24 protein-coding genes are annotated in these 25,013 nt (G+C 35.6%); 6 read left to right on the forward strand and 18 right to left on the reverse strand.

The features are described 5' to 3' along the window. Positions 1-50: 50 nt before the first annotated feature. Both EKL96_RS00745 and EKL96_RS00750 read right to left on the reverse strand, forming a co-directional pair. Entirely contained in the window at positions 51-413 is a 363-nt protein-coding gene (locus EKL96_RS00745) for an RNA recognition motif domain-containing protein (RefSeq protein WP_126454296.1), read from the reverse strand. Positions 414-567: 154 nt separating this feature from the next. Then, positions 568-1,044 (reverse strand): DUF6252 family protein, encoded by a 477-nt coding sequence (locus EKL96_RS00750; protein ID WP_126457514.1) that lies wholly within the window; start codon positions 1,042-1,044, stop codon positions 568-570. A gap of 199 nt (positions 1,045-1,243) precedes the next feature. Here EKL96_RS00750 and EKL96_RS00755 point away from each other — a divergent pair, with 199 nt between their 5' ends. From EKL96_RS00755 to EKL96_RS00775, 5 genes are all read left to right on the forward strand, one after another. Then, a complete protein-coding gene (locus EKL96_RS00755) occupies positions 1,244-1,798 on the forward strand; it encodes a 30S ribosomal protein S16 (RefSeq protein ID WP_126454300.1) in 555 nt (184 codons plus the stop codon). A gap of 15 nt (positions 1,799-1,813) precedes the next feature. Then, positions 1,814-2,338 carry a ribosome maturation factor RimM gene (gene rimM, locus EKL96_RS00760; RefSeq protein WP_126457515.1) on the forward strand — a complete coding sequence of 175 codons (525 nt, stop codon included), beginning with the start codon at positions 1,814-1,816 and terminating at the stop codon, positions 2,336-2,338. Positions 2,339-2,415: 77 nt separating this feature from the next. Beyond that, on the forward strand, positions 2,416-3,123 hold the full coding sequence (locus EKL96_RS00765) for a tRNA1(Val) (adenine(37)-N6)-methyltransferase (RefSeq protein ID WP_126454304.1): 708 nt from the start codon (positions 2,416-2,418) through the stop codon (positions 3,121-3,123). Between the two features lie 372 nt (positions 3,124-3,495). Further along, positions 3,496-4,674: an acyl-CoA dehydrogenase family protein gene (locus EKL96_RS00770; protein ID WP_126457516.1), complete on the forward strand. Its 1,179-nt coding sequence runs from the start codon at positions 3,496-3,498 to the stop codon at positions 4,672-4,674. A 91-nt stretch (positions 4,675-4,765) separates the two neighbouring features. Continuing rightward, positions 4,766-5,548 carry a DUF3050 domain-containing protein gene (locus EKL96_RS00775; protein ID WP_126457517.1) on the forward strand — a complete coding sequence of 261 codons (783 nt, stop codon included), beginning with the start codon at positions 4,766-4,768 and terminating at the stop codon, positions 5,546-5,548. A gap of 85 nt (positions 5,549-5,633) precedes the next feature. Here EKL96_RS00775 and EKL96_RS00780 read toward each other — a convergent pair whose 3' ends face one another. The 7 genes from EKL96_RS00780 to EKL96_RS00810 form a co-directional block, all read right to left on the reverse strand. Next, positions 5,634-5,951: a 2Fe-2S iron-sulfur cluster-binding protein gene (locus EKL96_RS00780; RefSeq protein ID WP_039110363.1), complete on the reverse strand. Its 318-nt coding sequence runs from the start codon at positions 5,949-5,951 to the stop codon at positions 5,634-5,636. A gap of 174 nt (positions 5,952-6,125) precedes the next feature. Beyond that, positions 6,126-6,365, reverse strand: a complete 240-nt coding sequence (locus tag EKL96_RS00785) for a NifU family protein (protein ID WP_126454312.1) — start codon at positions 6,363-6,365, stop codon at positions 6,126-6,128. Positions 6,366-6,435: 70 nt separating this feature from the next. Then, a complete protein-coding gene (locus EKL96_RS00790; protein ID WP_126454314.1) occupies positions 6,436-7,563 on the reverse strand; it encodes an Mrp/NBP35 family ATP-binding protein in 1,128 nt (375 codons plus the stop codon). A 190-nt stretch (positions 7,564-7,753) separates the two neighbouring features. Continuing rightward, positions 7,754-8,083 carry an MGMT family protein gene (locus tag EKL96_RS00795; protein ID WP_126457518.1) on the reverse strand — a complete coding sequence of 110 codons (330 nt, stop codon included), beginning with the start codon at positions 8,081-8,083 and terminating at the stop codon, positions 7,754-7,756. A gap of 49 nt (positions 8,084-8,132) precedes the next feature. Continuing rightward, the gene (locus EKL96_RS00800; protein WP_126457519.1) at positions 8,133-8,768 is read right to left on the reverse strand and encodes a LysE family transporter; all 636 of its coding nucleotides are present in this window, start codon (positions 8,766-8,768) and stop codon (positions 8,133-8,135) included. 45 nt (positions 8,769-8,813) lie between these two features. Next, complete coding sequence (trmB, locus tag EKL96_RS00805; RefSeq protein WP_126459008.1) at positions 8,814-9,491, reverse strand: tRNA (guanosine(46)-N7)-methyltransferase TrmB; 678 nt, start codon at positions 9,489-9,491, stop codon at positions 8,814-8,816. 359 nt (positions 9,492-9,850) lie between these two features. Next, positions 9,851-10,360 (reverse strand): nuclear transport factor 2 family protein, encoded by a 510-nt coding sequence (locus EKL96_RS00810; protein ID WP_126457520.1) that lies wholly within the window; start codon positions 10,358-10,360, stop codon positions 9,851-9,853. 504 nt (positions 10,361-10,864) lie between these two features. Here EKL96_RS00810 and EKL96_RS00815 point away from each other — a divergent pair. Continuing rightward, a complete protein-coding gene (locus EKL96_RS00815; protein WP_126457521.1) occupies positions 10,865-12,442 on the forward strand; it encodes a murein L,D-transpeptidase in 1,578 nt (525 codons plus the stop codon). 189 nt (positions 12,443-12,631) lie between these two features. Here the strand turns inward: EKL96_RS00815 and EKL96_RS00820 are convergent, their stop codons facing one another. The 9 genes from EKL96_RS00820 to EKL96_RS00860 all read right to left on the reverse strand — a co-directional run bounded on the left by EKL96_RS00820 (position 12,632) and on the right by EKL96_RS00860 (position 25,010). Next, a complete protein-coding gene (locus tag EKL96_RS00820) occupies positions 12,632-13,459 on the reverse strand; it encodes a Bro-N domain-containing protein (RefSeq protein WP_126457522.1) in 828 nt (275 codons plus the stop codon). A gap of 189 nt (positions 13,460-13,648) precedes the next feature. Beyond that, entirely contained in the window at positions 13,649-13,966 is a 318-nt protein-coding gene (locus EKL96_RS00825; protein WP_126454329.1) for an HPF/RaiA family ribosome-associated protein, read from the reverse strand. Positions 13,967-14,086: 120 nt separating this feature from the next. Continuing rightward, complete coding sequence (locus EKL96_RS00830; RefSeq protein WP_126457523.1) at positions 14,087-14,356, reverse strand: hypothetical protein; 270 nt, start codon at positions 14,354-14,356, stop codon at positions 14,087-14,089. A 20-nt stretch (positions 14,357-14,376) separates the two neighbouring features. Then, on the reverse strand, positions 14,377-17,520 hold the full coding sequence (locus tag EKL96_RS00835) for a DUF3427 domain-containing protein (RefSeq protein WP_126457524.1): 3,144 nt from the start codon (positions 17,518-17,520) through the stop codon (positions 14,377-14,379). Then, positions 17,517-17,912 (reverse strand): (deoxy)nucleoside triphosphate pyrophosphohydrolase, encoded by a 396-nt coding sequence (locus EKL96_RS00840; RefSeq protein ID WP_231507410.1) that lies wholly within the window; start codon positions 17,910-17,912, stop codon positions 17,517-17,519. Before EKL96_RS00840 ends, EKL96_RS00835 begins: the two co-directional genes overlap by 4 nt. 333 nt (positions 17,913-18,245) lie before the next feature. Then, positions 18,246-20,348 (reverse strand): prolyl oligopeptidase family serine peptidase, encoded by a 2,103-nt coding sequence (locus EKL96_RS00845; RefSeq protein ID WP_233579264.1) that lies wholly within the window; start codon positions 20,346-20,348, stop codon positions 18,246-18,248. 531 nt (positions 20,349-20,879) lie between these two features. After that, positions 20,880-21,893 (reverse strand): YhcG family protein, encoded by a 1,014-nt coding sequence (locus EKL96_RS00850; protein ID WP_126459014.1) that lies wholly within the window; start codon positions 21,891-21,893, stop codon positions 20,880-20,882. Positions 21,894-22,045: 152 nt separating this feature from the next. After that, positions 22,046-22,603, reverse strand: a complete 558-nt coding sequence (locus EKL96_RS00855) for a type 1 periplasmic binding fold superfamily protein (RefSeq protein WP_126457526.1) — start codon at positions 22,601-22,603, stop codon at positions 22,046-22,048. Positions 22,604-22,625: 22 nt separating this feature from the next. Then, positions 22,626-25,010, reverse strand: a complete 2,385-nt coding sequence (locus EKL96_RS00860) for a TonB-dependent receptor (RefSeq protein WP_126457527.1) — start codon at positions 25,008-25,010, stop codon at positions 22,626-22,628. Positions 25,011-25,013: the final 3 nt, after the last annotated feature.

Below are 25,013 nucleotides of genomic sequence, written 5' to 3' on the forward strand. Positions count from 1 at the left end.
AAGGTGTCAATTTACATTGACACCTTTTTTTATAGTTGTAGAGAAAAATATTAATATCCACCTCTGTTTCCACCACCACGGTTTTCTCCACCACGGCTGTTTCCACCACCATAACCACCGCGAGATTCTCCACCACGACTGTTATTGTTAAAACTTCTTCTTTCACCTTCTGGTTTAGGCTCCGATTTGTTTACAACGATTGCACGTCCTTGAACAGTAGCACCATTCAATTCATCAATAGCCTTTTGAGCTTCTTCATCATTTGGCATTTCAACAAAACCAAATCCTTTACTTCTTCCAGTGAATTTATCAGTAATAATTTTAACTGAATCAACTGCTCCATAAGCCTCGAAAGACTCTCTTAAATCTGCTTCCTCAATACTGAATGGAAGACTTCCAACAAAAATATTCATATGTTCTTATTTAAATAATAAAACAAATGTACTGCTATTTTTTTTGCAATCTACTATAGATTAGCTTATTTATGTTTTTATTTTAAATTCAAAAAGAAAATGAAGCTACTAAAATACCCAACTCCTGCAATTTAAGAATCTTAACCGTGTGAATTTAGGGAACCCGCAGACTTACCGGAACCTTATAAAATACGCCTTGTTGAAAATTCAAAACAGTCCCTGCTGATGGGTTGCCATTTGCATTTTCTGCACTAAATTTAAAAGTACCTGTAACCGTAAGACCCTTCTCATCATAATCAGTAATTACTATTTGCCCGCTACCCATGTCAATACCTGTTGCAAATGAAACATCGCTTCCTCCAGTCAATACGTAAACAGCTGTCTTGGAATTACTGGTTCCCAATGGATACACTTGAGGTGATATGGAGGTTGTCTTCAAAGTCAAAACCTCATTTCCAGTAAACCCTTCAATTACTAGTGAACCATCAGAAGCTAAAGTCGCTTTGGAAGCTGTCGCTCTCCAAAACACATTGTCTTTCCTTCCTTGTAAAGAAGGAGTATTAAAACTCACCTCTTCCGCACATGAAATCATTAAAAAAAGTACCCCTAGAAATATCAAATATTTTTTCATAAAACCTTCTTTTACTAACAAAAATAGGGCATTAATGCTAAAAAAAAACATAACAGGACAAAAAAACACGAATCAAAACCACCTACAGTGCACTGCCACAGATTAAAACCACAATCCAATTAGTATTTATCAATAAAAAAGGTATCTTTGCACCCTTAATTAACAGAGGTCGAGTACCTCAAAATTTAATCACAAGATTATGTCAGTAAAAATTAGATTACAAAGACACGGTAAAAAAGGAAAACCTTTTTACTGGGTTGTAGCTGCAGATGCACGCTCAAAAAGAGATGGTAAATACCTAGAAAAAATTGGTACTTACAATCCAAACACAAACCCAGCAACTATCGACTTAAACCTTGATAGTGCAGTAAAATGGTTGCACAATGGTGCTCAACCAACAGATACTGCTAAAGCGATTCTTTCTTACAAAGGAGCTTTATTGAAACATCACCTTGACGGTGGTATCCGTAAAGGAGCCTTAACTCAAGAACAAGCTGATGCTAAATTAAATGCTTGGTTAGAGGCAAAAACTGGAAAAGTAGATGCTAAAAAAGACGGCTTAACAAAAGTGCAAGCGGATGCTAAAGCTAAAGCTTTCAAAGCAGAACAAGATGTGAATGCAAAACGTTTAGCTGCAGCTGCTCAAGCAGAAGCTGACGCTATCGCTGCTGCAACTCCAGCTGTTGAAGAAGAAGTTGCTGAAGCTGAAGAAGCTCCTGCCGCAGAAGAAAATAACGAAACAACTGAAGCATAATTTTAGAAGGCGACTATGCGTAAAGAAGATTGTTTCTATTTAGGTAAAATCGCTAAAAAATTTAGTTTCAAAGGGGAAATTCTAGCCTATTTAGACACGGACGAACCTGAGTTATATGAAAACTTGGAATCAGTGTTTGTTGAATGTAACAAACACTTGGTTCCTTTTTTTATTGAAAGTAGTTCGCTGCACAAAAACGATTTACTTAGAATTCGTTTTGAAGACATGACTACCGAAGAAGAGGCAGACGCCATTATAGGCAATGCCATCTACCTTCCTTTGAAGATGTTGCCGAAACTTAGCGGCAATAAATTCTATTTCCACGAAGTAATTGGTTTTGAAGTTGAAGACAAACGTCTTGGTGTTGTTGGAAAGATCGAATCCATTAATGATACTACTGCCCAACCCCTTTTTGAAGTCCTCAACGGTGATGTTGAGATTCTTATCCCCATGATTGATCTTTTCTTGGTTAAAATTGACCGTGAAAACAAAAAAGTTATCATGGATCTACCAGAAGGACTTATTGAAATGTACCTTTAAATTAGTGTTCAGTATTCAGTTTTTAGTGTTCAATTCCTCAAAAATCGTTAATCTACAATCTGAAATCAAAATTCCCTATGTTTAGTTTCAAGCAATTCTCAATCCAGCAAGATCGTTGCGCCATGAAAATTGGAACCGATGGCGTTTTACTTGGTGCATGGACTCCTATTGAAAACAATCCTATTAGTATTTTAGATATTGGAGCCGGAACAGGAGTAATCGCACTAATGCTGGCACAAAGAAGTAACGCGGAACAAATTGACGCTTTGGAAATAGACGAAGAAGCGTATGAACAATCCGTAGATAATTTTGAAAACTCCCCTTGGAGTGATCGCTTATTTTGTTTTCATGCCGGTTTAGATGAATTCGTCGAAGAACCGGAAGACGAGTATGATTTAATTGTTTCCAATCCTCCATTTTATACTGATGATTACAAATCTGATAACGAACAACGTGATTTAGCCCGTTTTGCTGACGCGATGCCTTTTGAGGATTTAATCGAGGCTGCTGATTTATTGCTTTCAGAAAACGGAATATTCACAGTTATAATTCCTTTCAAAGAAGAAGAAAATTTCTTGGCTCTTGCCAAAGAATACGAATTGTATCCAATTAAAATTACACACGTAAAAGGAACTCCAACTACCGAAATTAAACGCAGTTTATTGGCCTTTAGCCGAGAAGAAAGCTCGAACTATCCCGTTGACGAATTGATTATCGAAACTGCAAGACACATTTATACTCCCGAATACATTGCATTGACTAAAGAGTTTTATATGAAGATGTAAGTCCAAAATGATTCTAAATAACACCTAAACCATTCCGTAATCTTATTTAAAACACCTTTGATCTCTGCTAAAGTTAATTTTTATTGTAATTTAGAGGATAATACCTTTTTTAATAAAATCCCGTATATAAAAGGACTTATTTGTTAAAAAATAAGCTAAGTAATAACCATGGTATAATGTCGTATTTTAAAATCAGGATAAAATCATGTAAAAATCTGATTTAAAGCTGTTTTACTTAAAGTTAATTCTTTTGACTTTACGACTTTTAAACTTTCGACTTACTTATTTCTATTTAAAATAAAAAAATATAACATTTGTTAATGCTTTTGTTATATTTCTTTCTGTAAATTTGTTCCATAAAAATTAATAACCATGAGACCAGACTTATTTCAAGCTCCAGATTACTACAACCTTGACGATTTACTAACAGAAGAACACAAACTAGTACGTGACTCTGCTCGTGCTTGGGTAAAACGTGAAGTATCACCTATTATAGAAGAATATGCTCAAAAAGCCGAATTCCCAAAACAAATCATTAAAGGTTTGGGCGAAATAGGCGGTTTTGGTCCTTACATCCCAGAAGAATACGGCGGTGCGGGTCTAGACCAAATATCTTATGGTTTGATCATGCAAGAAATAGAACGCGGTGATTCTGGCGTTCGTTCCACTTCATCTGTACAATCCTCTTTAGTGATGTATCCTATTTGGAAGTACGGAAACGAAGAACAACGCATGAAATACTTACCTAAGTTAGCCACTGGAGAATACATGGGCTGTTTTGGTTTAACGGAACCTAACTATGGTTCAGATCCAGGAAGTATGATTACCAACTTCAAAGATATGGGCGACCATTATTTATTGAATGGTGCCAAAATGTGGATTTCAAATGCTCCGTTTGCTGATATTGCCATTGTTTGGGCAAAAAATGAAGAAGGAAGAATTCACGGTTTAATTGTAGAACGCGGAATGGAAGGTTTTACCACTCCGGAAACGCACAACAAATGGTCGCTTCGTGCCTCATCAACTGGAGAATTGATTTTTGACAATGTGAAAGTTCCGAAAGAAAACTTATTGCCCAATAAATCTGGATTAGGAGCACCGCTTGGTTGTCTGGATTCAGCACGTTACGGAATTGCCTGGGGCGCTATTGGTGCTGCCATGGATTGTTACGATACGGCTTTGCGTTATGCCAAAGAAAGAATTCAGTTTGACAAACCCATTGCAGGAACCCAATTACAACAAAAGAAATTAGCCGAAATGATTACTGAAATCACAAAAGCGCAATTATTAACATGGAGATTAGGTGTTTTAAGAAATGAAGGTAAAGCGACAACGGCCCAAATCTCAATGGCCAAAAGAAATAATGTAATGATGGCTGTGGAAATTGCCCGAGAAGCCAGACAAATGCTAGGCGGAATGGGAATTACTGGAGAATATTCGATCATGCGTCACATGATGAACCTGGAATCTGTAATCACCTATGAAGGGACGCACGATATACACTTGTTAATTACCGGTATGGACATCACTGGAATTCCTGCTTTCAAGTAGTGGTAAACAGTTATTAAACTATTAATAAAATTGATAATAAAAGCTTCTTGATACCAAGAAGCTTTTTTATATTTACACAAAAATACTCTTTATGAATATCCAAACCATCAACAATAGTATTCAGCCTCAAAAAGAACTGTTGTTACACCATCCTTTATATAAAAAAGTAAAAACTATTGAGGATTTACAATGTTTTCTAGAAAATCATATTTATGCCGTTTGGGATTTCATGTCTTTATTAAAAGCATTACAATCCAAATTAACTTGTACAACAACACCCTGGTTTGCAACGGAAAATCCACAAACCAGATATTTAATAAACGAAATTGTCCTTGCTGAAGAATCTGACTTAACATTAGACGGACGCCGTTTGAGTCATTATGAAATGTATATTGAAGCCATGCAATCCTGTGGAGCAAATACTGAAGGTATTGAACATTTTTTAACTGAAGTAGATTCCCTTCAAAACATATTTGTCGCTATAAAAACCAGCACTTTACACCCCAATATTAAAGCATTCCTGGATTTCACATTCAGGGTTATTGAGGAAGGGAAATCCCATGAAATTGCAGCGGCTTTTACTTTTGGAAGAGAAGATTTGATACCGAGTATGTTTACCGCTATTTTGAAAAACTTTCAGGAGAATTTCCCTGAAACGGATTTGAGCAAACTGATTTATTATTTTGAAAGACACATCGAATTGGATGCGGATGAACATGGGCCAATGGCGATGAAAATGATAACAGAACTTTGCGGTACAGATGCTCAAAAATGGTCTGATGTTGAGGAAGTATCAAAATTAGCTTTAGAGAAACGCATTGGTCTTTGGGACGCCATCGAAGAAACTATCCTAATGAATGTTGAATTGGCATAAAACTAATACTTTCAAATAACGCAACACTTCTTTAGAAAATACCCTTAAAAAAAGCATCTTGTTTTAGTAACAAGATGCTTTTTTATTAATTTTCAGGAGCCAATTCGAGTTCTAATCCCTCGAGGCTTTCGGTAATTGGGATCTGACAGCCCAAACGACTGTTTGCTTTTACATAAAAGGCTTCTGAAAGCATTGCTTCTTCATCATCGCCCATTTCTGGCAAGGCAACATCATTAAGAACATAACATTGACAGGAAGCACACATGGCCATACCGCCGCAGGTTCCTTCTACAGGAAGCTCATAGGCTTTGCATAATTCCATGATATTCATGGCCATATCCGTGGGAGCCTGTAACTCATGCACGACTCCTTCTCGATCTTTTATTTTTATTAATACATCCATATGATTGTGGGTGTTTGGTTTTAGGCAAACGGTGTTGGTTATTAAATACGGACTGCGTGAGGGATAGAAGCTGGCTACCGAAGTAGCGCGGATAGCCCGACCGTTTTAAGAAAAAAGGCCTATACCCGTTAAAACAAGTAGCCTTTTTTCTTAAAAGGGGCACGCCCTGTTAATTTATAGGATATTTACAACAGTTTCTATTTGTGGTGCAAACTTTTTGATGGTTGTTTCTACTCCGGCACGCAATGTCATTTGATTTACGCTGCAACTGGTACAGGCTCCTTCGAGACGCACTTTTACGTGTTTCCCGTCCTCTATGGAAATAAGGGTAATGTCACCACCATCTGAATTCAAAAAAGGTCTTATTTCTTCTAGCGCTTTTTGAACTTCTAGGGTTAATTGTTCTGTTGTCATTGTCTTTGTTTAAAGATTCAAAAGATTAGAAAATTGAACGATTGAAAATTATTTTCATGCGTTCAATTTTTTATTTTTTTACTGCGGAACAACCTGCCATAGTTGTAATTTTCACAGCTTCGGTAGCAGGTAAATTTTTATTTCTGTTGACGGTTTCCTGCACTACATTTTTTGTGATTTCCTCAAAAACTGTTTCGATAACTGAACCGGTTTGCATGGCTGCGGGACGACCGTAATCACCTGCTTCCCGAATCGATTGTACGATGGGCACTTCACCAAGGAATGGAACATCTAAGTCTTCGGCAAGATTTCTGGCCCCTTCTTTTCCAAAGATATAGTATTTGTTTTCAGGCAATTCTTCCGGTGTAAAATACGCCATGTTTTCTATAATTCCTAAAACTGGTACATTTATAGCTTCTGAGAGGAACATTGAAACTCCTTTTTTGGCATCGGCCAAAGCTACGGCCTGAGGAGTACTTACGATGACAACTCCTGTAATTGGCAAGGATTGCACGATAGAAAGGTGAATATCTCCTGTTCCTGGTGGCAAATCGACTAACATAAAATCTAATTCCCCCCAATCTGCATCAAATATCATTTGGTTCAAGGCTTTAGAAGCCATGGGCCCTCGCCATATTACTGCTTGACTTGGTGCTGTAAAAAATCCTATCGAAAGAATTTTTACCTCATAACTTTCTACGGGCTTCATTTTTGATTTTCCGTCTACCATGACAGAAATGGGCTTTTCACTTTCTACGTCGAACATAATAGGCATGGACGGACCATAAATATCCGCATCTAGAATCCCTACTGAAAATCCCATTTTAGCTAATGATACTGCAAGATTTGCAGTAACGGTAGATTTACCTACACCGCCTTTACCAGAGGCTACTCCGATAATATTTTTTATACCTGGAATTTGTTTCCCTTTGATTTCTGGTTTGTCCGGCACTTCCACTTTACTATTAATTTTGATTTTAGCCTCCGGAGATACTAATTCAAGAATTGTTTTTCTGATGTCGTCTTCCGCACGTTTTTTGATGTGCATTGCTGGGGTATGTAATACTAGATCTACCACTACTTCATCGCCAAAAGTGACTACGTTTGCAATTGCTCCGCTTTCAACCATATTTTTCCCTTCTCCGGCTATAGTAATTGTTTCTAAGGCTTTAAGAATTTCTTTTCTTTCTAATTTCATTTTTAGTTTACTGTTTCTATTGGCTTATACCACCAGAATATTATCTTTATTTAAACTGATTTCAGATTACAAAGATACTATGAAAAGTTCTTATTATAAAGGATTTGCATCGCATTTATTGATGCACAGATTGCTGGTCGTTATTGGGTATTTGTTGAGATTAGAACCCCGGAATCTGAACTATTATAAATCATTCTGTCCTGACTTCCGGTTGCCAAAAATATTTTTCTAAATCTACAATTTGATTGTTGGTCACGATTATTCCCTCGCTTTCCAATAATTGCTGCATCAGATTGGTGCCGTCAAAATGTAATTTCCCCGTAAGCAAACCGTTCCTGTTGACTACACGGTGTGCCGGAACATCCTCCAGACCATGGGAGGCGTTCATTGCCCAGCCTACCATTCTGGCAGAGCGTGCCGTTCCTAAAGCCTTTGCAATAGCGCCATACGAAGTAACCTTACCGTATGGAATTTGCCTGACGATGTCATATACGCGTTCAAAAAAAGTATCGTTTGACATGATTTTAAATCTAGTGAAAAAAGGTTTTATGGGAGACCCGGTGAGCCAATTACCCCATATAATAACGGACAATATTAATCAAAGTAACTAATGATATAAACCCGGTTATGCTACCAATAATTGTATTCATGTTTCGCATAATATAATCCGACTTCTCTTGTATTTTTTGAAAAAAAGTAATGTACAAATAAAACCCCAAAAAAGAGCCCAACACCACTCCTGTCACAAAAACAAAAACATTTGAAAAATCAAACAGAAACAAATTATAAGAAGCCAAAGTAATGCTTGCAAAAACATAATAAGGGATAGGGAAAAAGTTAAGAGAGGAGAGCAAAACTCCTAAGAAAAAACGAGTGGAAGTACTCTTCTTTTTTATTTTGCCTTTTTTAATTTTTGGGGTTTTAGCAACCAACAAAAAAAAAATAGTCAACGCAGTAAAGATGACAAATCCTACTTCTCGCAATAAAACAATCACATCCGGGCGCACTTCGATAAATTGTGCAAATAAAATAGCGAGATAGGCTTGTACAAAAATTACGATTACTGCTCCCAAAACAAACCAAAAAGCGCTTTTCTTCCCTTCTTTCAGATTTACTTTAGCAGCTGTCATATTGAGAAGTCCCGGGGGAGTAATCCCCACAAAGGCAGTAACAAAACCCAAAAACAAGGAAGTGATTAAATTCATAAGCAAACGGTACCAGTATTCAAAAAAACAATCCCAAATATAAAACTATTCTTTAATTTTAAATCGAATATACGTAATTGCTTTATTAACTTCCAAATATTGTTTTTCATAAAATGTCTGAAAAGCAGTTACTTCCTCTGGACTTCCTTCATTTACATACACATTATGATTGGCATATAATACTTCATGCCCTTCGCCATGCAGCAAACCTAAGGTATATCCATGCATGAATTCACTGTCTGTTTTAAGATTTACAATACCGTCTTTTTTAAGTACTTTTTTATACAATTGCAAAAACTCGGAATTTGTCATTCTGTGTTTGGTCCGTTTGTATTTTATTTGGGGATCGGGGAAAGTAATCCAGATTTCGTCTACTTCATTTTCATCAAAAATATGATTGATCAATTCGATCTGAGTTCTAATGAAAGCCACATTATGCAATCCGGTATCCACAGCAGTTTTAGCACCACGCCAGAAACGCGCGCCTTTGATATCAATTCCGATAAAGTTTTTATTGGGATACCTTTCTGCCAGACCTACTGAATATTCTCCTTTCCCACAGCCTAGTTCCAGCACCAATGGATTTTCATTTTTGAAAAATTCTGTATTCCATTTCCCTTTCAACGGAAATAAATCACCTACTACTTCTTCCCTCGTTGGTTGAAAAACGTTGTTGAATGTCTCGTTTTCCTTGAATCTTTTTAATTTGTTTTTGCTTCCCACTTTTTTAGTATATTTTGGCAAAATTAAGGAAATATATAAGACGGAGCGAACTAGGGACCAAAAAATGAAAAACGTTTTAAAAACAACATTTAATGCACCCTTTAAACTATTATTTAATTAAAGATGGCTTTTAAACAACAGTACATTTTATGAAGAAATTTTAAACTAAGTAATGACTCAAATTTAATGTCATATTTTAATAAAGCACTAAATTTCTTTGCCACAGATTAGCACAGATTAATTCGTTATGTAATTTTAAAAATCTTTTTAATCCTTACAATCTGTGGCAAAAACTCTTTTTAATAATTGCGACAATATATCTTTCTTGCTACTTAAGAATAAAACAAAAACTAAAAATTTTATTGCTTTGCTTGTAATTTTTTGATCATGGCATCTTCGATAAAAGTTTTAACTTTAATCACTTCACCTGAATTATCATTTGGGATTGTCATAGACAAAACGTATTGCTTTATTTTCCATTTTTGCCCTATTTTGACTAACACGCCTGAGCCGCGACAAATTTTCATTTGAGTATTCAGTAATTCATCAAACCAAGCTATTTTACCTGTTTTGTCAAAATGAATATGACGTTCTAAAGCTGTAAAACCCCATGCTTTTCCTTTATCGAAATGTGGTTTTGCATAGGCCTGAAAAGCTGTTTTATTCCAAATCTCTGTTGCATCAGTACCTATAAAAATTGCATCATCTGACATCAAGCCGAAGTATGCGTCATAATTAGCATCTGCTGCAGCTTTATGCCAAGTATCTAATGTAACATTGATTTCGTTTTTTGAATCGCTTTGTTTTACCATCACACTTTTACAACCAGACACGGTTATTACTATCAAAAAAGCTAGTAGTTTTTTCATTTCATTCGGTATTTATTTATGGTTTTTTATTCCATCTTATTTTTATTTTTCGATCAACAGCTACCGGTCTCCTCGTAGTCCTTTTCTGTTTGAATTACAAGGTAGCATAAAAACATCCGATATAGCAATGAATCGCTCTAAACTAATTATTCAAACAACTGAAAGTCATTTGAAATCCAAACCACAAGGTCCAAAATACGTAAAGCAATAGCTCTATTTTTTGTAAAGTGGTTGTGTTGATTCATAGAACGCAGCCGAAAGAAATAATTTTTGGATTTTGACAATCCTATTTGATTTCAAATTTAGTTTTAGAAACAAAAAAAATACCGTAACCAATTGATTAAAAGATTATTGAATATAATTTATTTTTAATCTAGACACTTCAATTACAAATCTGATTTCAAACTAAAAAGAACCGCCTAACCCAAGGCGGTATTACACATCTAGTTTTGACGTATTTTTGTATTGTTTAGACAGTAAAATGTAAGATTTAAAGTTACGATTATGAGAAAGTTAAGCACCTCCATACTACTTATTATTTTTGCACTACTATTTACCCTCGTTTCCTGTAAAAAGAAAGATGTAAATGACACTAAAAAGGAAACGAGTTTAAATACCGTTGCAGTTGCTTTTGACAGTACACAAATCAAAACGTTTTTTGAAAAATATCCAAAACTGCAGCCTTACCAAACAGAAGTAGAAAAGTTATACCGCAAGCATCAGTTTCATTACATCTGGTTTGACAAGGATGGCCTCAATGAATTTGCAGGTTTATTATACAACAAAGTGAATAATCTGACGCAGGAAGGAATTGAAACTGCGATTCCGTACAAGGAAAAACTAGATGACATTTATGACAATCCGGAAGACAATCAAAAAGCAAGTATCAATACTGAGTTGTTGAGTTCTGCGTTATACTTCTTTTATGCGGATAAAGTATATGATGGGATCGACACTCAAAAATCGAAGGATTTAGAGTGGTTTTTGCCTCGAAAAAAACAATCTTATGGCGATTATCTGGATTCACTATTGATCAATCCATCGTTAATTCACAAAGACGAAAAAGGCGTATTGAAACAGTATTACCTCCTTAAAGCTGTACTACAGGAATACCGCAAAATAGAAACTAAAGGTGGATGGAAAACCACTGAATTAAACCCAAGTGTAAAATCCTATAAACCCGGAGACAGTGCCACTGCCATTGCGCAAATCAGAACACGTTTGTTTGTCACGGATGATCTTGCCAGAGATTCTAAAAGTGCCGTATATGATGCTGAATTAGCGGCTGGAGTATTGAAATTCAAAAAGAGAAGTGGCAATCTACTGAACAAAACGATACTTCCGGAACACATCCGCTACATGAATGTATCTGTTGCAGACCGCATCAAAACTGTGATGGTCAATATGGAACGCTGCCGATGGATTTCGAATGATATTACCAAATCCAAGGAATTAATCGTGGTGAATATTCCGGCCTATGAACTGACTTTTTTAAGAGATGGGAAACCAGAATTACGCTCCAAGGTTGTGGTAGGAAAAGCCATGCATAAAACCGTAATTTTTAGTGCGCCAATGCAGTACATTGTATTCAGACCGTATTGGAACGTGCCGGCAAGTATTCTCAAAAAAGAGATTCTTCCTGCCATTGAAAACAATCCCAATTACTTGGCCGAGCACGACATGGAATGGAAAGACAATTACGTGAGACAAAGACCCGGACCGGAGAACTCCTTGGGATTAGTCAAGTTTTTATTTCCCAATTCGAATGCGATATATTTGCATGATACGCCATCCAAAAGTTTATTTGGGAAGGAAGATCGCGCTTTTAGCCACGGATGTATTCGAGTAGCCAAGCCAAAAGAACTTGCTGCGATGATTATGAAGAACGATAAAAAATGGAATCCTGCAAAGATAGAAACCGCGATGAATGGCGAAGAGGAATACTGGTACACGCTTAAAAACAAAATTCCAGTATATATTGGTTATTTTACCGCTTGGGTAGATGCGGACGGCGTGGTTCATTTCTATGAAGATGTCTATAAAAGAGACGAAGCTTTAGCAAACTTACTGTTTGATAAGTAAAATTTATTTTGTTTTAAATAATCTTAAACCCACAAATGCGCAAATTAAACATGTCGAATCTGTATCAATAATTTGCGAAGTTGTGGTAAATGTTTTTAAAACCCGAAAGTGAAATACACTAAAAAAATCGTTTAAAACTAAATTTGAGACTAACTTAGAACTAGTATTTTATCCTGTTTATTGTTTGAACTATTCTTTTAATTTATTCTTTTCCTCTTTTAAAACTTTAGCATTTTGTGAGCTAACAATTTTTTTGCCCGTTTGTGCTTCTATTTGCTTTCTGGTATCGCCGGCAATTTCACCACCTTTTCGGGCAATTTTTTTATTATCTGCAAAGGTTTTAGGATTGTTTTCTTTGCTAATTTCTGTTGTGGTTGCTTCTGCTAACATATTTAATACCAATTCTAAGTTGGTCATATTATCTCTTAGATTTTCTTTTTTTAAGCCTTTTAAATTCTTGTACTGCTTTACTGTGTTTCCGCTCCAAGCTTGGGTAATTATATCGGTAAGTGAAGCAAATTGCTGTCCTTTCTTAACACCTCTATTTTCCCATTCATCGGTGAGTTCTTTTCTAACTTCGATGCTTTTCAGCCGCTGATTAATCCATGCTGTGGAGTATCCTAATTTCAAATAATTTTCCATAGCACGATCAATAGCCTTTTCAGGATCTTGACTTTCTTCTATTCTTTCATAGCCTATTTTGGCTAACCATTGTTTAAAAGGCTCTGCTTTAGGCGAAGGAATGGATTGAATCAAACGGAATAGTTGCTCCGTATCTGCCACATCCGTTTGTCTCATTTTACCATCATCAGCCATCATTTTCAACTGTCCCATATTATGGGACAGTTCACTTCCTTCATTTTTTAGTTTTGTTTTCAGCGCACTCCAATATTTCCTTGGTCTTGGACTATCCGTCAAAACTTGTATAATATCTACAATCGAAAAAAACCATTTCTCTTGTTCGTTATCCCATGAGGAACGGATTTTTTGGCTTTCAAATAATTTTATGTTTTCCATTAATTTATTCTATAAATTTCATTTTCTCAAATTGCAACTTTTCAACGCTTTTCGGAATTATATTGAAAGTACTAATTTACTGCTAAAATTATTAAAACCACTATCCAAATTTTAAAGAATCTCAACCAAAAAAAAGGACACTATCCTATAGAGACAGTGTCCTTTTTTTGTTTGCCAAATGGCAACTATTTAATGAGTTTTCTTTTTTTCGAAAGTTGTTTCCAACACTTTTTTAATTTTGTCTAAGGCACCATGAAATGCTTTTTCGGTAGTATCAGCATGATTGGTAACCGCTACAGGCTGCATATTTATAGGTCGGGCTTCAATCAAGCATCGTTTGTCGTTGACACCGCTTTTATTATCACTGTTCTCGTCACCAAGGTGTACTTCTAAACGGGTTACTTTATCTTCAAAACGCACCAAAGCCGTTCCCAATTCCTCGGTAATATACGCTTTCAAACGTGCGTGTCCTTCTACATTGTTGTCTGTGTTGATTTGTACTGTCATGTTTTTATTAATTTAATGTTGTCTTTCAAATTTACCCATTGCAGTATGAAAAAACGAACCAATTAATAAAACATTGTGAAAAGAAAAAAGTGAAATTGTGGAGTTAAGGAAGGGAATGGATTATCCATTTTCTAAATAATCATAAATAAAGTCATTCTCGGTTTCAGACTCTGAATCAAATTTCATTACAAACCTAGAAGTTAGTTTTTCTATCCAATTTTCAATTTCTTGTTTTGAATTTAGAGTATCCAAAAAAAGCAACTGTGAATTTTCTTCAGAAAAATTATCATCAAAGAACATAGTAATGTCAGCTTTGAAAGTGTCAGCATAATTCTCTTCTGTTTGATTGAGAAGTTGCTCTAAGTATTCGATTTTTGCAAGTAGTGTCATTACTATAAAATTTAAATTAATTATCCAATTGACATTTTTGCAGATTCTTTCCAAAGATAATTTGGCATTGGCTCACTAAGTTCCCATTTAATACTCATTGGTTTTGAACCTTCGGTTTCTATAAAATTTGCTTCTCCAATAAAAACATAACCAAGAGTATTTCCGTTTATGTCATTTGATTTTTCTCGTACAAAGAGTAATATCTTTTTATTCAATTCACCATGATTTATATATGACAATCCTTTGCCTGTTTCAGGACCATAAGCGTTGTGTGATTGCCAGTGAAATAAAGTTTCACTGATTGCATAATCATCATACATTGTTGTTGGAGAAAAATTTTCTTCTGATTTAATTAAATTTATAAAGAGAATTTCGGTATTTAACTTCTTATTTTCGGCCGCTCCTTCTCTATTAGATGACTTTTTATCAAATGAACTTAAACCGAAAGCTACTAATATTTGATCTCTTGTATAACGCGCGTGTAATTTTAATGGTTGATTATAAGGTAATTCAATATCAATTTCTTTAAAACCAATTTTATCAATCAATATTTCTAAAACTTCAATAATCTCTTTTACTAAAACTTTATTATTGTTAATCGCTTTAATACTTTTTTCTAAAGATTCAAAACCTCCAGCACTTTGCCAAACATCATAATGTAGCATTAACAACATAGCTTTTCCATTCTCATCGAAATCATTACAATTAATTTCAAATCCTTGCTTGGCTATTTTAAGGATAAAATTAAAATAACTTGTTGAGTTTGTAGAAAGCCACTTATTGCTTATTGCAGAATAAATTTGTTTTTCATTAATGTTCTCAAAATCTTCAATTACTCCGGCTCTTTGACATAATCTTAACCAAGTTTCTTTTTTAGAGTAAATTGTTTCAATTGGAATGTGATAAAATTCTACGAAATTCTTTAAAGTTAAGTCTAAATTAGCGTGATGCTGAAAATTTATAATTTTATTGACTAACTGTTTTACATTTAATGATGTTGCTTTTTTTATGTTTTCAAGAATATTTTCTTTTGTTTTCTTCTCTAAAACTATTGAACATCCCAAAGGTAAATGTGGAAAATCGTCTTCTATTTCTTTTTGAACCGAGGTTGTTGTTTTTCCAATTAACGCCCTAAACTTACTTTCAAAATCATATTCAGGTCTAGAATTTCCAACAAAATCTAGAACTGTCAAACAATCTTTTCCTTCTGATAAACGCAATCCACGTCCTAATTGTTGAAGAAAAACCGTCAAACTTTCCGTTGGTCTTAGAAACAAAACTGTATCAATTTCAGGAATATCAACACCTTCATTAAAAATATCAACAACAAATAAATAATTGAATTCTTTTTTCTTGAATTGCTCCCTAATTCTATCACGTTCACTTGAGTTTTTAGCCGTTAAACATTCTGCTTTTAATCCTGCTAAATTAAATTTTTCAGCCATAAATGAGGCATGTTCAATTGTTACACAAAATCCAATTGCACGAACTTCATTTAAATCATTTGTATACTTATCAAGGTTGCTAATTATCTCTCCAACTCGAATATTGTTTTTAGTATATAAACTAGTCAATTCACTTGCTACATACTTCCCTTTCTCCCATTTCACATTTGTTAAATCTATACTGTCTGTGATTCCAAAATACTGAAATGGGCTTAATAATTTTTTGTTTAATGCTTCTGGAAGTCTAATTTCAGCAGCGATACGATTACAGAAATCTTCTAATATGTTTTCATTATCCATTCTTTCAGGAGTTGCTGTCAATCCCAATAAAACTTTTGGTCTGAAATAATTTATTATTGGTCTATAAGTCGATGCCGAAATATGATGCACTTCATCAACAATTATAAAGTCATAATATTCGGGAGTTAGAGTAATATCTTTTAATCTGTTATTTAAAGTTTGAACCGAAGCAAAAACATATTCATTAGAACTTGGTTCCATTCCATCAACCCATAAATCTCCAAAATTATTATCTTTTAAAACTCCTTGAAATGTGGCTTTTGCTTGTTGCAAAATTTCTTTTCTATGAGCCACAAAAAGCAACTTTGATGATTTATTATTACTTCTAAAGTTTTTATAATCAAATGCAGAAACAACTGTTTTTCCAGTTCCTGTAGCGGCAACTAAAAGATTTCTATATCTATTATGAACCGTTCTTTCAACTTCTAATTTTTCAAGTATTTCACTCTGATAATGAAACGGTTTAATATCAAAATACGATGTTGTAAAAGTATATTCTTTTGAAAACTTTCCTTGTTTTAAAGCTTCGACTAATTTAACAGAATGAATATTTTGATCATATAATTCAAATTCTGAATTTTGCCAATATGCTTCAAATGTTTTCTTAAACTTGTCAATAATATGCCCTACTTCTTTCGTTGTTACTTTTAAATTCCATTCTAAACCATCAGTTAAAGCCGAACGGGAAAAATTAGAAGAACCGATATATGCTGTATGAAAACCCGTATTTCTTCGAAACAAATAGGCTTTTGCATGTAATCTTTCATTACCCGTATTGTATGAAACTTTTACTTCTGTATTTTCTAAAGAAGCTAAAAACTCTACCGCTTTAGCATCTGTAGCTCCAATGTACGTAGTTGTAATCACTCTTAATTTCCCGCCTCTTTCTGTAAATTCTCTAAGTTCACTCTCTAGAATTCTAATTCCTTTCCATTTGATAAAAGAAACTAATAAGTCAATTCTATCTGAAGATAAAATCTCTTTTCTCAATTCGCTTTCAAGAGTTGTTCCTGAATTTCCACCTGTAAAAAGTTCACTATGAATCAATCTTGTGTAAGGAGTAATTTCTTTTAAATGCAAATCCAAATCAGTGAAATGAGCATCCACTTTTGTAAAAACAGCTTTTAGAATTTTACCTTCTGTTTCTATTAAATCATCCTCAAACTCTTCTTTTTTTAATTCTTCTTTCAGAAATAAAATAATTTTATTAGCAATCTCTATTTGTGTCTCTACAACATCATCACCCTTAATTAAAGTAAAAGCATGTTTAATTGTTTTACCGATATGTTGCGATAATAATTGAGCGGCTTCGGCTTTATCTATTGAAGTTTTCTTAACCTGAAAAGTATCTTTATCTAATTCGTTTATTTTATAGTTGATTAGCTTAGTAACTAATTCCTCATACAGTCCTTGGTTCATAATTCGAGTTTTAAAAATTCTTCAACGATTGGCAAATCTGCTTCTGCCCAATCAAGACTTAATAGTTCTACTTTTTCTAATAACTTGTAATCTTTATGCTCTGCCAATCTAATTTCACCATGAATATATTTTGCTATAAAAGGAATTAAATTAATTTTAAAAGCTCCATAATCATAAATACTACTGGAAAGCTTTTTTACAACTTCAATATCTATGTTTATCTCCTCTTTAATTTCTCTTTTAACACAATTTATTTCAGTCTCGTTTTCTTCTAACTTTCCTCCTGGAAATTCCCATTTCAAAGGCAATTTCATTTTATCACTGCGCTGAGCAACTAAAATTTTATTCTCAATTAAGATAATAGCACAAGTGACGTTTATGATGTTTAACATTTTATGAATAATTAACAAGAGTAATGTTTAATTTGTACGAAAGATAGTTAGTTTTTATATCACTATTTTAAAATAAAAGCTAACTGATAAAAAAACGCTACTCTTTCGAGTAGCGTTTTTTAAAAATTTATCAATTTGTGATGTGACTGCTTTTCCGCGTGCCTCGCAACTCCTCGTAATGACAATTATCTAAGGAATCGAATGCCCTAGCCCTGATGGGAACGGCATCCTTTTCCTTCCGCCACTTTCGGCGGAGGAAAAGATACAGTGTACAGCAGGAATAAGCTCCTCCCTTCGACTGCGCTCAGGGTAAAATCGGTATCACAATTGTTATTATTCCAATTCTGGCAATAACACCACTCCCATGTTGTACAACGTGAAGGCCTGAAGATCTACATTTTCCTGGATGGTTGCCGCTACGGATTTTCCGGCGCCGTGTCCTGCATTGATGTCAATACGGATTAGTGTCGGGTTTGTTCCGGTTTGTTTTTCCTGTAATTCAGCAGCAAACTTAAAACTGTGCGCCGGTACTACTCTATCATCGTGATCCCCTGTAGTGACCATGGTTGCTGGATATTGAATCCCTTTTTGTATGTTGTGTACTGGAGAATAGCCTTTGATGTAGCTGAACATTTCCTTACTGTCCTGCGCCGTTCCGTAATCATACGCCCAACCTGCTCCTGCAGTAAAGGTGTGGTAGCGCAACATGTCCATTACGCCCACTGCTGGTAATGCAACTCGCATTAAACCAGGACGTTGCGTCATGGTAGCTCCCACTAGCAATCCTCCGTTTGACCCACCACGAATGGCAAGATATTGTGAAGATGTATATTTTTGAGCAATCAGATATTCAGCCGCTGCGATGAAATCATCAAATACGTTTTGCTTTTGCATTTTGGTTCCCGCATCGTGCCATTTTTTCCCGTACTCGCCACCACCACGTAAATTGGGTACGGCATAAACGCCTCCGTTTTCCATCCAAACGGCATTGGCAATACTGAAACTTGGTGTCAAACTCACGTTAAATCCTCCGTAACCGTAAAGCATTGTTGGATTTGTCCCGTCAAGTTTCAATCCTTTTTTGTGGGTGATAATCATCGGGATTTTGGTTCCGTCTTTGGAAGTGTAAAACACTTGTTTGGACTCGTATTGCTCGCTGTTGAAATCTACTTTTGGTTTTTCATACACTGCCGAAGTTCCGGTTGCTGGCTCGAATGAAAAAGTAGAACCCGGAGTAATATAATTCGTGAAGGAATAATACACCGTTTTTTCTTTTTTCTTTCCGCCAAAACCACCTGCAGTTCCTACGCCTGGCAATTTAATTTCACGAACTAGTTTTCCGGAATAATCATATTGTTTCACCACCGAAACGGCATCTTTCATATAATTAGCAAAGAAATACCCGCCACCTGTTGAAGGAGACAACACATTCTCCGTCTCAGCAATAAAATCTTTCCAGTTTTCCGGTTTCGGGTTTTTTACGTCTACGGTAACAATGCGTTTGTTGGGCGCATTTAAGTCAGTTTCTATGAATAGTTTTCCGCCTTCGTTTTCAATAATGTTGTTGTCGCTCTTGAAATTATCCACTATAGTCACAATAGGACTGTTTGACTTTGTCAAATCTTTGATGTACAATTCGTTTCCGTAGGTAGAATTAGACGCTGTGATTACCAGATAATGGTCATCTTCCGTAACTCCACCACCTACATAACGTCGTTTTTGGTCGGCACCAAAAATCACTTGATCCTGTTTTTGTGCAGTCCCTAATTTATGGAAATACAGTTTATGCTGGTCAGTTTTTGCAGACAATTCGCTTCCTTTTGGTTTGTCATAACTGGAATAGTAAAAACCTTCATTTCCTCTCCAAGACACACCGCTAAATTTTACATCGACAATAGTGTCTTCAATTATTTTTTGAGAAATGGCATCCATGATAATGACTTTTCTCCAGTCGCTTCCGCCTTCTGAAATGGCATAGGCAACTTTAGAACCGTCTTTGGAGAAATCTAACCCACCCAACGAAGTTGTTCCGTCTTTAGAAAACGTATTGGGATCCAAAAATACGGTTTCAGTTCCTTTGGCGTCTTTTCTGTACAACACTGATTGGTTTTGTAAGCCGTTATTTTTATAGTAATACGTGAAATTTCCTTCTTTGAAAGGCGCTCCTATTTTTTCGTAATTCCACAGTTTTTCCATTCTTGATTTCAAGACATCGCGAAACGGAATTTGCGCCAAATACCCGTAGGTCACTTCATTTTGGGCTTTTACCCAGGCACCCGTTTCCGCTGATTTGTCATCTTCGAGCCAGCGGTATGGATCCGGAAGTTTAGTGTCGAAGTACACATCCACGGTTTCCCCTTTACTTGTAGTGGGATAGGTTAGCGGTTTTGGATTTGGGTTTTGGCCGAAAGTCGCCATTGCAGAAGTTACAGCCATTATTAAAAAAGTGTTTTTCATATGTTGATATTTATTGTTTTTTATAGGTCATTTGTAATTGTTTCACCTGTTCGCTATGCTCGAGTCGCATATTATCATTGGTGTTTGTGATCTAATTACCTTCGTGCTCATTTCATTAAATTCTGTTTTAGGTTGTTACAAAAATAGGGAAATTGTTAGTGTATTAAATGAGGGAAAGTCTTAAAAAGAGTTAGCCTCTAAAATGTTTTTTTATTACAGTTGTGACAATTTAAACCGAATTATACATTCCTAATGCTGAAAATAATAAACATATAAGTCATATAAGTTTTTTTTAAGTTTAGAAATAATTGACGTGTGCAGCAAAAAAAATAAACCATATAAGGTCTTTAAGGTCATTTAAGTTTAAAACGAATTCGTTTGTGTCACATTTTGAGCTTCATACTAATATGACTTATATGTTAAAAATAACAGCCTAAAAACTTATTTTATGGTGCAAAGAAAAACGCTACTCTGTCGAATAACGTATTTTGCTACCGTTATGTCGTTTACTTACTTATTTTCTTTTCCTTGCTGAAAATTCTGTAATTCAATATTCACAGCTTCCAACAACTGTTCTTCCGTTGGCAGGTATAATTTATATTGACTGGCTACAATATTTTTTTCGTTTTCCGGCAGCGTAAATTTTACGACACCGTCATTTTTATTGGCACAAAGCAAAATACCAATAGTTGGATTTTCACGAGGCAGTTTTTCTACTCGATCATAATAATTGACATACATCTGCAGTTGACCAATATCCTGATGCGTGAGTTTATCTGTCTTGATTTCGATAATGACGAAGCATTGCAATATTCGATTATAAAAAACTAAGTCTGTAAAAAATTCATCGCCATCAATGTGTATTCTTTTTTGTCTCGCGACAAATGAAAAACCATTTCCCAGTTCCAATAAAAAATCTTGCAAATGAGTAATTATGGCGCTTTCTAAATCTTTTTCATAGTAAGCTGCTTCCCGTTTTAGTCCCAAAAATTCTAAATACATCGGGTCTTTTATAATCTCTTTAGCATCCGAAGGCAGTTTTTCATTTTTGGCAACGGCGAGTACGCTTTCTTTATCATTGCTGATCAAAAGGCGTTCGTATAAGCCACTGTTGATTTGACGTTCGAGTTGTCTTGATGTCCAATTATTCTTTACACTTTCCGCAACATAAAACGCTCTTTTATATTGATTGTCAATTGCCAAAAGGAATTTATATTGTGTCCAACTCAATTGCGTCCGCAGTGCGGACGCAATTGGAAACATTCGGTAAAACTGTCGGTATCTCTCTAATTGCCTCACTGAAAAGCCACTTCCATATTCTGGTTGTAATTGTTGCGAAAGGAATTTAATTAAGTATGTTCCATAATCAGCACGGTCCTTTCCGTCTTGTTCTTCCACGAAAATACGTTGCCCAATATACCAATACATCAAGGTTCTTTCATTGTCCACCGCTTTAATCGCTTTGTCTTTCGAAGCTGCTATAATGGCTTTAATATCAGGAATTACAGATTGGTTTTGTAGCATCATTATTTTGGTTTGTAAAATTCATTCGATTCTGTACACAATAATACGAAAAAAGCACTGAAACAGTAATAAATGCTTTTTGTTCTTAAACTAAAAAAAACGCTACTCTTTCGAATAGCGTTTTTAGAATGGTTGACATCAGAATGAGGTGCTTATTTGACCTGAACTGGGTATGTAATTTGCGCATCTGTTGCACCTCCTGCATTTGCAATGTTACCGGATGCAACACCTTCAGCATTTTTAATTGGCTCATGCCTCAAGATGACCACTATATTTCCTGTTGTTGCTGTAGTACCTGTCTTTAATGTAAAAGTCAACCCAATAGGCTTCCCATTAACATCGGCATCAGTATATGTAAATGCTCCAATGGCTGTTGGTGCCTGAAAGAATAGTTGGTGTTCATCCCCTTCTTCTTTTATTTCCAATGTAATGTCATCAACTGGTGACACGGACTCGTTTTGGAAACTAACAGCCCCTGTATAGGTTGTATTTACCACTAAATCCCCGGACACTGTTATCACTGGAGCGTTTGGTCCGTCGCCGTCAAGATCTCTCGAAATCATCGTAACTGTCTGGCTTCCTGATCTCAGAGTTGTGGTCACCGTTGTGATTACTTCTTCCTCATTTACTGCAATTGGATCATCATTGCTACAAGATGAAAAGATGGATATTGATATTAATGCGATTGCTAGAATTTTTGAATTTTTCATTTTATTGTTTTTTGTTTACTTTTTAATAATTGAATTTTAATTGAATTTGAAAGTTTCTACCCATTTCATCGGCAAAAAAACGTTGCCTGTTAAGATAGTCCCTGTACCTAGTGTTTAAAATATTTTGAATGGAAAACGCAATCGTTGCATTGGTTTTTCCGAAAGTCTTGAAGTTCATTTCCGAATAAAAATGCAACAATTGATACCCTGGCGGAGGTGTACTGATGTCTACCAGAACCGGAGCCAGCTCATTATCTACCACAATGTTTGTTGTGAAATTATTGTTAGGAAACTGATTTTGATGCAGTACGATTTCACTTTTTAACTCGAGTTTCAAATCATGCCATTCTCTCTTTGAAAACTGAATTTTGTTACTCAGATTCAAGGGCGGAATATCTATTAAGGACTCCTTGTTTGTGATGTCTTTACCATTGACATAGGCCAAGGTGAAATCATGTTGCCATTGTTTGCTTATTTTCCAATGGGTTTGCACGTCAACTCCTGCCAATCTCGCATTGGTCTGCTGGTATTCCCACACAGGAAAAGCACCACGAATGGTCGTCTCAAAACCAACAGGACGCAAAAACATAAAATTATGGATACTATTGATAAAAGGATTCACCTCAACCGAGAAAGCAGTCCATTTTTTCTGTAATGTTGTCGATAGTTTGATTGCCTGTTCTTTGTCTAACGCTAAATCGCCTAACTCAATAACCCCAGTGGAATGATGCAAACCATCACTAAAAAACTCGGAGGGATTTGGGTTTCTTGTAGCAAGACTGATATTGGTATACCAATTCAGGTCTGCTTCAAATTCCTTGTAAAACCCTGCACTGGCTGAAATATTATGAAATGTAAAACTAGGCTTTGTCAACCATTGATTGCCTTGTTCTCCCACTATAAAATTATCAAATTCAGGAGTGTAGCCTCTTTCCTCCCATCGTGATTTCAAATAAAACTTGGTGGCTTCCACACGGGAAAAATCATAACGCATTCCTGCATCCACAGAAAAGCTATCAGAAAAATCATAAGTAGCTATTCCATAAGTTCCAAATTCAACCCGATCAAAATTAGGAATCAGCGGCTTTATTCCTGTAGCCGGATTTGCAAAATTATTCTGAATAGAAGAACTAAATCCAGTTTTCAAGCTCCAGTCGTGCAATGATTTTTTATAATCAACATTAACGGCATGCGTGGTCAAATCCAAGTCTAAAGCGGCTACATCATTAAAATCTCCCCTGCGCACATCAAATTCCAATCTTTTATTAAACTGAAAAGAGTACTGTACCGCCAAAGAAGCCGTTTCATCAAAATAGTAATTGTAGTTCATTTTAGCCAAATGATGCTGTACCTTCTGCTTCGGATTTCTAATGGTGTACGTAAAATCATTGACAACTGAAGGAATTTTATTGGTAATGGAATTGTACAAATCGTTTACATTCCCGGTATGTGATGCACTTAAAATACCAATAGTCGTATTGTAAAAACTGTAGTACCCGGAAATATCATATTTTTTTCCTGTAAATTTTACATCGCCGGAAAAATTAGCTTCCCGATTCCCAGAATTAGACAACACATAATCCGGTGCTTCTCTGTCGCCTGAATACTTGAATGTTCCCAGTGCATTCCAACTCCATCCTTTATCATTTCCTTTGTGCAGACTCGAACTAATAGAACCGCCCCTGCCATTAGACGCCAAATTCAGAATAGTTTTGCCAAACAGCGTATCTTTTTTGACTGAAACTGGCTCTATAACCACTAAACCACCGACGGCATCACCGCCAAATTGAAGTCCAGAAGCCCCTTTGATCACCGTGATTTTCCCTGCAGCGTTTATATCAAAATTAGGCGCATGTTCCGTTCCCCATTCTTGATCTTCCATGCGGACATTGTTATTGATTACCGGAACTCTACTTCCAAACAAACCATTAATAACTGGTTTCACCACAGAACTTCCTGTCTTTAGACTGGAAACACCTACTATTTCTTTCAAAATATCTCCAAGCGTCTGATTGCTGAATTTTTCAATCGTTTCCGTTTTGATCTTTTGTTCCAAAATCGATTTATTCAGCGTATTGGCTTTTTGTCTGATGACTACTTCCTGCAGTTGGGCAGTGTTTTGTTTTAGAGAAAATTTCAAAATTTGGTCACCCGCTAAATTTACCAGCGTATCAACAGACTGAAAACCAACATATGACACAAATACCTTGACGGTCCCGGAAGGCAATCTCTTTATAAGATAATTACCGGAAACATCCGAAGATACCGTTTTTGTCCCAATGTGTACGTGGCTCCCGGAAAGCGGCATGCCCTCCTGAGTAGTAATTTTTCCACTAACTGTATTTTGCGAAAAACCTACGGTGCAAAACAAACAGAAGCAGAAAACAATATAAATTTTTGTTTGCATTTT

Origin of the sequence: Flavobacterium sp. LS1R10 (assembly GCF_003968825.1) — a bacterium.
Lineage (GTDB): Bacteria > Bacteroidota > Bacteroidia > Flavobacteriales > Flavobacteriaceae > Flavobacterium.